General features: G+C 47.8%; 8 protein-coding genes. 5 read left to right on the top strand and 3 right to left on the bottom strand.

The features are described from left to right. Positions 1 to 222 precede the first annotated feature (222 nt). The 5 genes from cmoA to FCU94_RS05125 all read left to right on the top strand — a co-directional run bounded on the left by cmoA (position 223) and on the right by FCU94_RS05125 (position 5,584). The gene (gene cmoA / locus FCU94_RS05145; protein WP_176287460.1) at positions 223 to 960 is read left to right on the top strand and encodes a carboxy-S-adenosyl-L-methionine synthase CmoA; all 738 of its coding nucleotides are present in this window, start codon (positions 223 to 225) and stop codon (positions 958 to 960) included. A gap of 168 nt (positions 961 to 1,128) precedes the next feature. Next, a complete protein-coding gene (gene cmoB / locus FCU94_RS05140) occupies positions 1,129 to 2,100 on the top strand; it encodes a tRNA 5-methoxyuridine(34)/uridine 5-oxyacetic acid(34) synthase CmoB (protein WP_176287459.1) in 972 nt (323 codons plus the stop codon). 224 nt (positions 2,101 to 2,324) lie between these two features. Continuing rightward, positions 2,325 to 3,071 (top strand): ATP-dependent zinc protease family protein, encoded by a 747-nt coding sequence (locus FCU94_RS05135; protein WP_176287458.1) that lies wholly within the window; start codon positions 2,325 to 2,327, stop codon positions 3,069 to 3,071. 15 nt (positions 3,072 to 3,086) lie between these two features. After that, positions 3,087 to 4,592: an inactive transglutaminase family protein gene (locus tag FCU94_RS05130; protein WP_176287457.1), complete on the top strand. Its 1,506-nt coding sequence runs from the start codon at positions 3,087 to 3,089 to the stop codon at positions 4,590 to 4,592. A gap of 2 nt (positions 4,593 to 4,594) precedes the next feature. Further along, positions 4,595 to 5,584 (top strand): alpha-L-glutamate ligase-like protein, encoded by a 990-nt coding sequence (locus FCU94_RS05125; protein WP_176287456.1) that lies wholly within the window; start codon positions 4,595 to 4,597, stop codon positions 5,582 to 5,584. 57 nt (positions 5,585 to 5,641) lie between these two features. Here FCU94_RS05125 and mukB read toward each other — a convergent pair whose 3' ends face one another. Genes mukB through mukF form a run of 3 tightly spaced genes read right to left on the bottom strand, consistent with a single transcriptional unit; the run spans position 5,642 to position 12,136 of the window. Then, positions 5,642 to 10,099 carry a chromosome partition protein MukB gene (gene mukB / locus FCU94_RS05120; protein ID WP_176287455.1) on the bottom strand — a complete coding sequence of 1,486 codons (4,458 nt, stop codon included), beginning with the start codon at positions 10,097 to 10,099 and terminating at the stop codon, positions 5,642 to 5,644. Further along, complete coding sequence (gene mukE / locus FCU94_RS05115; protein ID WP_176287454.1) at positions 10,096 to 10,818, bottom strand: chromosome partition protein MukE; 723 nt, start codon at positions 10,816 to 10,818, stop codon at positions 10,096 to 10,098. The genes mukB and mukE overlap by 4 nt, the downstream gene beginning before the upstream one ends. Next, positions 10,799 to 12,136 carry a chromosome partition protein MukF gene (gene mukF, locus FCU94_RS05110; RefSeq protein WP_176287453.1) on the bottom strand — a complete coding sequence of 446 codons (1,338 nt, stop codon included), beginning with the start codon at positions 12,134 to 12,136 and terminating at the stop codon, positions 10,799 to 10,801. Before mukF ends, mukE begins: the two co-directional genes overlap by 20 nt. Between the last annotated feature and the right edge of the window lie 2 nt (positions 12,137 to 12,138).

The raw sequence follows: 12,138 nt of genomic DNA, 5'->3' as shown, positions 1-12,138 counted from the left end.
AGTTTCAGCTGCAGCTGTATAAACAGCTATAGCTAAAGGTTCCATTAATCGAGTTACCTGCTTTTCTGGTCACCGATGGCAACTCGCGATTACAGTTGTTCTAACAATAATTTGCTCAACGCATGACAGAGGCGCGAATTTTTCATAAAATACGCGCCTTTTTTGATGCCTGACGTTTTTGAAGACTAAGAATCCCGTCAGCATGTATGCAGAGATTTGGTTATGAACCCTAACAGCAATCCAGATACCATTTTTTCAGCGCCGATCGATAAAATTGGTGATTTCACCTTTGATGAGCGTGTTGCTGAAGTTTTTCCGGATATGATTCAACGCTCTGTACCCGGCTACAGCAATATTATTTCTGCCATTGGCATGCTGGCAGAGCGATTTGTTAAACCACACACTCACATCTACGACCTAGGATGCTCTCTTGGCGCCGCCACTCTGTCGATGCGACGCCACATTCAACAAGAAGGGTGTAAGATCATCGCTGTCGATAATTCCTCTGCCATGGTCGAGCGTTGCAAGTTGCACGTAAACGCATACCGCAGCGACACTCCGGTTGATGTTGTTGAAGCAGACATTCGCAATATCGAAATTAAAAACGCTTCTGTCGTGGTGCTTAACTTCACTCTGCAGTTTCTCTCTCCAGATGATCGTTACACCCTGTTAGAGAAGATCTACGCGGGTTTACGTCCTGGCGGTATTCTGATTGTTTCAGAAAAATTTGTCTTCGAGGATTCGGCAGCCAACCAGCTTCTGATCGACCTCCATCACGACTTTAAACGTGCCAATGGCTACAGCGAGTTGGAAATCAGTCAAAAACGCAGTGCAATTGAGAACGTCATGCGTCCAGATTCGAAGCAAGAACACAAAGAGCGTTTCGCTAAAATCGGCTTTAGCAGTTTTGATATATGGTTCCAGTGCTTTAACTTTGGCTCGATGTTCGCGATAAAATAAGATTAGCCATACCGCTCGCTCTTATTAAAACGTCATCGTCAAGAACGAGGAACGAGCGAGTTGGGGATCTCTTGTCAACAACGAAAAGTTGAGATTCCCTATCATGTTCGTCCCTCACTGTAAGGGATGACACACTTAATTTTTACACCACCAAATCAGTGAAAAACTATGTTCAACTTTGCTAATTTTTATCAGTTAATTGCCCAAGATACCCGTCTTCAACCATGGCTAAACGTGTTGCCTCAACAGTTAACAGATTGGCAAAATGCTGAGCACGGTGACTTTAGTCGCTGGGTGAAAGCACTGAACAAAATTCCGCAAGGTGCGCCGAACCAAGTGGATATCAAACACTCAGTTACTATTAGCAACGACACGCCTTTTCATGAAGGTGAACTTAAAAAGCTAGAGAGCCTGCTGCGCACTTTCCACCCTTGGCGCAAAGGCCCTTATACTGTGCATGGTATTCACATTGACACAGAATGGCGCAGCGACTGGAAATGGGACCGTGTATTGCCCCATATTTCCCCATTAAACAATCGCAGTGTGCTCGATGTAGGTTGTGGTAATGGTTACCATATGTGGCGGATGCTCGGCGAAGGCGCTCGACTCACGGTTGGCATCGATCCTTCTCATCTATTCCTTATTCAGTTTGAAGCCATTCGTAAGCTGATGGGCGATGACCAGCGTGCGCACCTGTTGCCACTTGGCATTGAGCAGCTACCTAAGCTAGAAGCCTTTGATACTGTCTTCAGCATGGGTGTGCTTTACCATCGCCGTTCACCGCTCGATCATCTTATCCAGTTGAAAGACCAATTAGTGGCAGGTGGCGAACTCGTCTTAGAAACACTGGTTATCGAAGGGGATGAAACCTCGGTATTGGTTCCGATTGATCGCTATGCACAAATGCGCAACGTGTACTTTTTCCCATCTGCGCTTGCACTTAAGGTTTGGCTTGAACAAGTCGGATTTGTTGATGTGCGTATTGTGGATGAAAACGTCACCACCACTGGCGAACAACGTACCACAGACTGGATGACGCACAACTCACTGCCCGATTACCTCGATCCAAATGATCCAAGTAAAACCGTAGAAGGTCACCCTGCGCCAAGACGAGCCGTGTTAGTCGCAAAGAAACCATAATTGCGACAAATTGACAGAGAGTTTACTCAAGTCGCCGTGAAATGGATTCCTCTCTGTTCGTTTCCATTTTACAATATAAAGGATGCTGAAATCGCATCCTTTTTTGTACTTATCATTTAAGAATCATATTATTAGCGATAGTAACTGCCTATTCTTCGATAAGTAGACATAGGGATTGAGTGGACCTCTTAAGCACACAATCTCAACCTAACTTAGGCTAATCAATGTTTACAAGAACTCTTCCCCTCGTAACTGTTATTCTTCTCTCTGGCTGCACCTTAACCAATAGTGAAAAGTACCATCAGCAAACTGTCGCAGCGATTAAGTCGTCCGAGACCAATCTGACAGAGCAGTTTCAAAGCCTCAATACACATATCAGTAATCAAAACGATTACATTGAAAACCTAGAAACTCGCCTAAGTGACCTGGAAAAAGAACTCAAAGACTTCAAATACGAGTCACTTGCGCAGCGCTGTGAAGCGGAGAAAAAAGCTCAAGCGCAACCTGCGCCGATTTATACACCAGTGCCAAGAGATGAACTGCTGCTCGGCGAAGTTGAGAAAGTCACTATAGATTCAATCAAGCAAGTGTTTGATGCACGCATTGATACCGGAGCCGCCACCTCGTCATTAAATGCGGTTGATATCCAACAATTTGAGCGCAATGGCAACAATTGGGTTCGCTTTCATCTCTCTGACGGGGAGACGCCTCTTGACGATTCAAACTGGATAGAAGCGCCGATTGTACGTTTTGTTAAAATTCGCCAATCAAGCAATGATGAAGTTGAACGACGTGCGGTAGTCGAGTTATGGGTAAGGCTCGGAAAAATCCATGAAAAAGCGCAATTTACCTTGGCAGATCGCTCTCAAATGAGTCATCCTGTACTACTAGGTCGTGAGTTTATTCGTGACATCGCAATTGTTGATGTTAGCCAACAGTACATCCATGCGAACTCCCCTCAAAAACAATAAAGGTAGCGTGAGTTTATGACGTCTAAAGTTCCTTTTTATCTTTCAGTAGTGCTACTGATTTTAGCGGGCATCGCGTTAAGCATGTTCCGCCATCAAACTTATGGTGTGCCTTGGACACCAGGCGAAACTCGCCAAGTGTGGGATATTGAAGCGCGCATCGAATTCAATGGTCAAGATAAGCCAGTCAAAGCTTCATTGGCGGCTCCTCATACTCAAACAGGCTTCACCCTAATCAGCGAGTCATCCTCTTCACCTGGTTACGGAGTCTCTTACTTAGAAACCGATACAGGTCGACGCGCAGAGTGGTCAATTCGTCACGCAAACGGCCCACAAACCATTTATTACAAAACTCAGTTTTTAGTCGACCCTCACGCTAAAGTCGATCCCACGCCTCCGGGCGAAGAGATCTCATCACCGACGTTTGAAGGCCCAGTTGAAGCCGCGGCTATCGCATTGATTGAACGCGCAAATCAACGCTCTGCGGATGATGTCACCTTTACGCGTGAACTGATTAAGTCTCTCAACGACTCCGATAGCCAAAACGCATCATTGGTGCTCAACACCATGTCTAAGGTAGAGGCGGTCAACTCGATTCTGTCGTACGCCAACATCCCGAATAAAGTGGTAGGCGTAATAGAGTTAGAAGACGGTAGACGCCGCCAAACCATCCAACATATGAACCAAGTCTGGGATGGGGCGGATTGGGTGCTGTTTAACCCGAACAAAATCAATCAAATCATTGCCGACAACCTGTTGGTGTGGGATGAGTCGAACGTGTCGCTGCTGGACCTAGTCGGTGGACAAAACAGCCAAGTGCATTTTTCGATGATTGCGCTTGAAGTGACGCCAACCCAAGCGACGGCCAACAAAGTTGAAGCCGATGGGTTACTTAACTTCTCAATTCACAGCTTGCCACTCGAAGAGCAAGCGATGTTTAAGACCATCATGCTAATCCCAATCGGCGCGCTTATCGTGGTGTTCCTAAGAGTAATCATTGGGCTGAAAACATCAGGCACCTTTATGCCTGTATTGATAGCGGTGGCCTTCGTTCAAACCCAATTAGTCACAGGTATCGTTGGATTCTTGCTGATTGTGGGAACTGGCCTAGTAATTCGAAGTTATCTGTCGAAACTCAACTTACTCTTGGTAGCCCGTATATCTGCAGTGATCATTACTGTCATCATGATTATTTCTGTGTTTACCGTGGTGGCCTTCAAGATCGGCCTTACCGAAGGGCTGTCGATCACCTTCTTCCCGATGATCATCCTGTCATGGACCATTGAACGCATGTCAATTCTTTGGGAGGAAGAAGGTGCGAAGGAAGTGGTACTACAGGGGGGAGGCTCATTGCTGACCGCTGTCTTAGTCTACTTGGCGATGACGAACGCGTTCATTCAGCACTTAACCTTCAACTTTATCGGACTGCAATTGATCGTCTTAGCGGGTATTTTGCTTCTCGGTACCTATACAGGTTACCGCCTCACTGAGCTGCGTCGCTTTAAGCCGTTGGCGGAGGATTAAGTATGCTTTCACGTTTTGCTGCTCAGTTTACCTCACCGGGTAAGCTGCATCATAAAGGCATTATGGGAATGAACAAGCGAAATCATAGCTACATTGGTCGCTATAATGATCGCTCGAAATACCCTTTGGTCGATGACAAACTGAAAACCAAAATCATCGCTCAGCAGCACGGTGCGACCACTCCAGAATTGATTGGCGTGATCAGCAATCAGGCCGAAGTAAAAACCATTCACAATATGGTCAAAAACTGGCCTGGCTTTGTGATAAAGCCAGCACAGGGCAGCGGCGGCAAGGGCATCTTAGTGATCGTTTCACATAAGGATGGCGTGTACACCAAGCCTTCTGGCGCCACCATTAACCAAGAAGATGTAGAGCGCCACATTAGTAATGCACTTGCTGGCCTGTTTTCTCTTGGAGGAAAAAACGACGTGGCGGTCGTTGAGAACCTGATTAAGTTTGACGACTGTTTTGATGGTTTTAGTTACGAAGGCGTACCTGATGTGCGTATTATCGTTTTCAAAGGCTATCCAGTTATGGCGATGATGCGCTGCTCCACTTCGGCTTCAGACGGAAAAGCCAACCTACACCAAGGTGCGGTAGGCGTGGGTATCGATATCGCGACCGGGCGTGCGGTACGCGCGGTCCAGTTTGACCAGCCGATCACCCATCATCCTGACACAGGAAAAGAGCTGTCGACGCTTAAGGTGCCACATTGGGAAAGGCTTCTAACCCTAGCATCGAGTGCGTGGGAAATGACCGGGCTTGGCTACATGGGTACCGATATGGTGCTCGACAAAGAAGAAGGCCCGATGGTGCTAGAGCTAAACGCTCGTCCTGGATTGGCGATTCAGATTGCCAATGGAGCCGGATTATTGCCTCGCCTGCATCATATCGAAAACTTAGGGTCGCCTGCCGAATATCCGAAACCCGCCGAGCGAGTGGCTTATGCCGCCAGGCAGTTTGGCATTTTTGCTAAAGAAGTCACTTCTTAGCAACAAAGACTCATCAAAAGAAAGCCCGCAATTGCGGGCTTTTTTCTGTCTGTACTATTAGAGTTCTTCCACCAGCTGTTGGATTTCACTCTTTGGCTTTTGCTCTTGCCCAAAGCCTCTCAAACCAACCACATGCACATGCTCATGATCTTTAAAGACTTTACGCACCAGCTTATAGGTGGTTCCTTTCTCAGGGCTGATATTCTCTGGGGCAGCAATAAGGAGCTGCATGTCCAAACGGTCACACAATTCAAACAAGGTCGAGATAGACTTCGCATCCAGACGTGCCGCCTCATCCAAGAACAACAGGCGACAAGGAACGATGTCTTTGCTACGCAGTCGACGCGACTCCTCTTCCCAGCTTTGTACCACCATAAGCAGAATTGACTGACCAGTACCGATCGCTTCACCGGTAGAAAGTGCGCCTGACTCTGCCTGCAGCCAACCATCTGAACCACGGTTAACCTCAACACTTAGCTCGAGGTAGTTACGGTAGTCCAGTAGTTCTTCACCCAGTACTTGTGGAGAACGTTGACCCATGTCGATATGCGGATTGACGCGTTGGAATAGCTTCGCCATCGCTTCAGAGAAGGTATAGCGAGGTGATTCAAACAGGTCTTTATGTTGCTCTTGCTGCGTAGATAAGCCATTGAGTAGCACTTCATGGCTTTCACGAATCTTCACATTCAAGCGCACGCCTTTAACCTGACCAAACGAAATATTCGACAAGCCTTGGTTAAGCATACGAATACGATTTTGTTCACGCTGAATCGTCTTCTTGATGATACTTGCTACCGAATCAGAGCTGATCGCCAAACGATTTTCACGCTGAGTCAGTTCTTCGGTTAAACGCGCCAGCTCTACTTCCATCTCTTCGATCGCTTCGACAGGATCATCGGTACGGATGATGTCTTGACGAATACGCTCTCGAAGGTGTTGATAAACCGCAATATAGAACAGAACCTTGCGCTCTGGATGAGCGTTATCTTCAGAGAGGCGTAGCGCATCGCGCAAATCGTCGTTGTCGGCGACCGCCAAGCGAAGAGCGCCAAGTGACTTATCCGACATCGAGCGCAACTCGTTATCCGACAGGTAAGCCAGTTCACGTTTGTGCAATCGACGTTCAACATCGTTCTCACGCGCGAGTCGCAATACAGAGCACCAGCCTGCTTTCGCCGCCACAACAAAACTGCGCAGTTCGACATACTCTTTCTGAACTTTCTTCAAGCGTTTTGCCAGCGCTTTCATCTCTAGTTCGGTTGAGGTGATGGTACGCTCATACTCACTCTTACGACTACGGGAGGTATGTAAGCGCTCTTGCAGCTCATCACGACGGCGCATTGCACGCTCGGCCGCACCTTCATCCGCAGTCACGCCAAACTCTTGCAGCTCTTGTTTAAACTCTTGAACCGTTTCTTGTTTGGCTTGATGAGAGCTTTTCAAAGAAGCCAGTACTTGGTTGTATTGGTTGATCTGACTTTGAGCTTGTTTGAGCTCTTCGCGAGAGCGAGTGCGAATTTGCTCCGCCTGCACGAGCTTCGCTTTTAACTGCTCGCTCAGTTCGCTGCTCTGATTGAGAAGGTCAACCGAGTCCGAGTAGGCAAAATAGTGGCGACGCTCCACAAGATCGGCCAACGCGAAAATTTGCTTTTTAAGCGCTTGCAATTGCTGATCTGCCGCTTGGTATTCAGCTTCCAGCGCGTCAAACTGTTCAGGGTCGGCGTCTAGCGCTGTCACCACTTGTTCTAGCTCAGCCACCGATTTGGCGTGTTGATTTAAAAACGCTTTAGCATCGACGAGCTGAGCAATTTTTTCTTCCAATTCGTCAAAACGGCCACGTAAAGTCTCATCTTCAATCAGCGACATGGTGGACGCTAACTTATCGAGCAGTGCCAACGCTTGTTTACTCACTTGCAGTTGAGAACGCTGCTGTTGCTCTTTATTCTCAAGCTCGGCCAGCATGCGCGCAATCTGGTTGCGCTTATCACGCCGGGAGACGAGTGCTTGTTCTGGATCTGCGTCAAACGCCACATGAATATGCTGAGCAATAAACTGATTAAACGCTTGGTAAAGGCGCTGCATCTTCTGTGCGTCAAATGCCGCCTTAGCATGCTCTTCTACCACTTCTTCACGTTCGTTACGCAGTAGCTCTAAACGTTGTTCACGCGCCGCTCGTCCAAATAAAGGGATCTCAGGCAAACGCGAGTAACGCATTTGACGCTGATTCATTCGTACGCACACCGCACCTTCGAGCTCTTCCGCATCAAACGAACTGTCATCAAAGGCATCAATATCACCCTCGATGATGTAGAGATCTTCCGGGCAGTCGTCCAGCTCCACCAGTTTCTGCTCGATATCAGTCAAGTCTGACACCACAATCGCATGACGCGCTGGACCGTACATGGCACTAAAATACGGTGCATCATCAATGGTTATATCATCATAAATTTCTGATAACAGCACACCACCTAAAGTATCCGCTAGGCCTTTTAAGCGAGGATCGTTTGAACCGCCTGGTGAAGCAAGGCGTTCTATTTCACCTTCAAGTTGTTGACGACGCTGTGCCAGTTTGTCCTTGCTAACTGAAAGCTGTTTCTCTTTCTCAAGCACAATCTGCATTTGGCTCATAACCGCCGAATTACTCTCAAGCTCAGCGCCACTTTGCTCACGCAAGGCTTGCAATGTGTCATTCGCGGCAATCCAAGTAGGTGCCAGTGCTTCGAGCTTGCTGATATCGGCGGCGGCATCTTGTTCAAGGCGACGCTGTTCGCTGCGCTGCTCTCGAAGCTCTTCCTGGGCCATTTGTAGCGCTTCAATCTGCACAGTGTGACGTTCGCGCTCTTGCTCAAAGACCGCTTCGCTGGTCAGCTCGACCTGACACTGTTTTTGATATTCACTCACCCATTCACGGGCTTGACGTTGCTGGTTAAGACGGCGCTCAAGGTCTCGATGCTGCTCTCGCCATTGCGATTCGTTTTGCGTGATTTGATGAGCGTCGCGCGCTTTGATCAATAGCTTTTTGGCTTGCTGTGGGGCGTCTTGGCGTTCCACTGGCCCTGCAATGGCCTGGACTAACTGCAAAGCCGTCTCAAATTGCTGTGCCGCTGCTGAAGACATATCCAATTTGTGCTTAAGCGATAACAATCGGTTAGTCTTTTCGGCTTCGGTGCTTTTTAGTTCAGAAATCAAGGCCTGTGCAGACTCAGCAGAGAGGCTCTCATCCCCCAATAATTGCTTTGCCTTATCAAGAGCCTCGACCGCTTGCTGATATTGCAATGCCCGTGTTTGTTGAACATCAAGCGCTTGTTGGTAGTCAGCGAGTTGAGTTTTGAGGCTATCTACTTCATCTTCGGCGAGAGTAGCTTGCTCCTCTGCCATCATCACTCGCTCTTGCGCCTCTTCGACAACCATCATCTGCTCTTCAAGACGCTCACTGAGCTCTTCAAGATCTTCTTGATAACGTTCAATCTTCTCTTGCTGGCGCAATGCATTCTGCACTAACTGAAGGTGATCAGAAGCGGCTTGATAATCTTGCTCAAGCGATGACTCTGACTCAATCAATAGCTCCAGCTCTTCTTGCACTCGATTAAGCAAGCCATTTTGCTCATGCAGGATCTCACGTGAGCTAAATAGCTCAGAGCGAAGCGACAAAGTTTGCTCGAGTTTATTGCGACGATCGTTAGCATGACGCATATAATCCGCCGCGACGTAGTTCGTCGATTCAGTGATTAAATGTTTGAACAGATCGCGATCGGCTTGGGTCGTTTTGATTGCTTCGAGCGTCATGCGGTTTTCGCGCAGCGCCGATTCCATATCTTGGAAGGCTTTTTTAACCCCACCATTTTGTGGTAGAAGATAATCACGCAACGAACGAGTGATCGCGCTTGAGATCCCGCCATAGAGAGAAGCTTCGATCAAGCGGTAGAACTTAGAACGGTCACTTGAATTACGCAATTTCTTTGGAATGACACCAAATTCAAACATCTGTGCATGGTAGTCAACAATCGAAGAAAAGGCTTTAAACTGAACCCCTTCCCACTGCGCTAGTGACTCTTTCACTTCGTTGATTTGGCGCACTCTCGCTTGAGTATCCGAGACGCTTTCAATCAAGATGTCCGTTGGTTTTACATCACTCGGTAAACCTTGAATCACAAACGGCTTGATATCCACTTTCTTGTCGCGACCGGCCACCTGTTGTAACTTAACCCCAAACAACAGTCGCTGATGACGCGAGTTCACCACGTCTAACGCCGCATAACAGGCTCCAGCCTGCAGCTTGCCGTACAATCCTTTATCACGAGAAGATTGGTTACTGCCCGCTTCTGTCGTGTTACGAAAATGAAGCAGCGTTTGGTCAGGGATCAAAGCCGTAATAAACGCCGCCATAGTGGTCGATTTACCCGCACCGTTCCCTCCCGAGAGCGTAGTGACTAAGCCATCAATATCGAAGGTACGTGCAAAGAAGCCGTTCCAGTTGATCATGGTCAGCGATTGATATTTACCACGTTCAATCATGCGTCACCCTCTTTCATCGTTTCTTGTTCGACCGACTCTTCGTCTGCCTGCTCTAATAAACTGCCCTGACTCGGCTCTTTCGTGTGAACAACCGCTTCGCCATCACGAATCAGACGGAGCTGAGCGTCACGCATATCATCACCAATACGAACATCGGCACCAAAGCGAAACACCGATTCGCTAATACTGAACTTCCCGGTCTCTCCAATGTTGATAATCATGCCCAAGCGACGCAAGCGACGCAGTGATGTGCGCACTTTTTCAAACAGCTTCTCTTTATCAAGGTCAGAACCTGTTGCGCGATGGGTGACTAGCTTCATCAACTTGGTTTCATCGGCTAACGCGAGCAACTCTTCGTACAGCTCTTGATTGGTGAAAATACCTTCATGAGCTAAACGCTCTGGGCTCAGATAGAGGAAACACAACACTTTGCCAACCAGCATATCGAGCTCAGACAGAACACTGCGGCCAATCAGGGAAGTTGAGCGCGGACGTAAATAGAAAAAGCCCTCAGGCGCTTTGACCAGTTCCGTATTGTAGCGCTGATAAAAAGAACAGAGCTCGACCTCGAAATCAGACAGCAAGGCATGATTATCGAGATCTTCGCTAGAAATATGACGACCCGCTCGCAGCATGCTATCTAGCGCTGGAAACAATGGGTTCGAAATTGCTTTGGCCAGATTATCTGACATGTATTCATTAATATCGGTCGATGACATTTGCTTGTACCTTTGCACCATAATCGTTGATCGCTTGCCAGTCTGGTTGAATCGCTTGGTAATCGGATTCGGAATAACCTAGACGCACGGCTTGATCGATAACAATTCGGGCTAAATCGAAATGATGAGTGTGTGGATGTTGGGATAGGTAGTCGCGAAGCACCAAACCTAAATCAATCGGCGTACCCTGCTGTTTATGTGCGCTCAGCATATGGCCAATCCGCTCTGACAACTCATCGTTTACCTGTTGAAACTCTTCGTATTCAACTTCCAGTGGCACTTGACCGGTGACTTCATCGTCCCTGAGCACTAAGGCCTCATCACGCAGATCGGTAAGACGCTCGGCATCAGCGTAAGTCAGATACCATGGCATCTCAAAGTAGTCTTTGACCGACTGACGCAGACGAGAACTGAAGGCTCGGTTTTTGTCCATGTCGATAGCGGTACGAATAAACTTGTGCACATGGCGATCGTAGCCTATCCAAAGGTCAATCGCTTGTTGTCCCCAGCTGGTAATTCGATCGAGCTTCATCTGTAAACCAAATAGTGTCTCGGCGATGAACTCGAGTTCGTCATCTCCGTAAACCAGCTCTTGAATATCGAGAATTTGCGTTTGCAGTTCATCGCCTGCAGCTTGGAGGGTATCTTGCAGCTCTCTCAAGGTATTGGATGTGGCTGACAGCAATGTTTCACAGTTATTGATCGCATCGCGCCAATCTTTATTAAGCAGTTCAGCAATTTGCATTTTTACCGACTGCTGCTGCTCATCCATCACGCGTTGGTTGAGGTCAATTTGATCGAAAATCTCACCGACGGAATACTTGAGAACGCCATAAACGTTTTTGCGCCAATGGCCGGGCGTACCACCTTGTCGAGCCGACTCAATCGCTTTGGCCATCTCGTCTGCGACCATCGACAACTGAATAGAGAGCTTAAGCTTTGAAAACTCTCGATGGCGTACGTAGTAATCCGTGATACCAATCGCTAATGGTGATAAACGATAAATACTTGCACCATCATTGATCTCACTGGTAAAGCGACTGATCAAACGCTGCTTAACCATTTCATTAATCGCATTGTTCGCGCGAAACGCCGACGCCTCTCCGGTATCGGCAAATAGGCGGGTGACGATAGTGAATGCATCGTGCAATTCACCTTCACCTAATTCTTCATCAAACCTTTCATTACTCAAGACCGCAATCGCAATCAGAAATGCTAGGCGTTCGTTGGATAGGTTCAATGAGAAATCGTGCTGTTTGACCCAGCCGACCAGTTCATCGATCGGCTGCTCTGCAGCGTTTAGAGTCATCTCACTCATTG

It is taken from the genome of Vibrio sp. JPW-9-11-11 (genome assembly GCF_013369335.1).
GTDB lineage: Bacteria > Pseudomonadota > Gammaproteobacteria > Enterobacterales > Vibrionaceae > Vibrio.
The sequence above is the reverse complement of the archived record's forward strand: the minus strand, read 5'-3'. Positions and strand labels throughout refer to the sequence as shown.

What these genes read in the sequence shown, in the direction of transcription:
- mukE (WP_176287454.1), bottom strand. Translation starts at nt 10,818, where the DNA reads ATGTCATCGACCGATATTAATGAATACATGTCAGATAATCTGGCCAAA.
- cmoB (WP_176287459.1), top strand. Translation starts at nt 1,129, where the DNA reads ATGTTCAACTTTGCTAATTTTTATCAGTTAATTGCCCAAGATACCCGT.
- FCU94_RS05135 (WP_176287458.1), top strand. Translation starts at nt 2,325, where the DNA reads ATGTTTACAAGAACTCTTCCCCTCGTAACTGTTATTCTTCTCTCTGGC.
- mukB (WP_176287455.1), bottom strand. Translation starts at nt 10,099, where the DNA reads ATGATTGAACGTGGTAAATATCAATCGCTGACCATGATCAACTGGAAC.
- cmoA (WP_176287460.1), top strand. Translation starts at nt 223, where the DNA reads ATGAACCCTAACAGCAATCCAGATACCATTTTTTCAGCGCCGATCGAT.
- mukF (WP_176287453.1), bottom strand. Translation starts at nt 12,136, where the DNA reads ATGAGTGAGATGACTCTAAACGCTGCAGAGCAGCCGATCGATGAACTG.
- FCU94_RS05125 (WP_176287456.1), top strand. Translation starts at nt 4,595, where the DNA reads ATGCTTTCACGTTTTGCTGCTCAGTTTACCTCACCGGGTAAGCTGCAT.
- FCU94_RS05130 (WP_176287457.1), top strand. Translation starts at nt 3,087, where the DNA reads ATGACGTCTAAAGTTCCTTTTTATCTTTCAGTAGTGCTACTGATTTTA.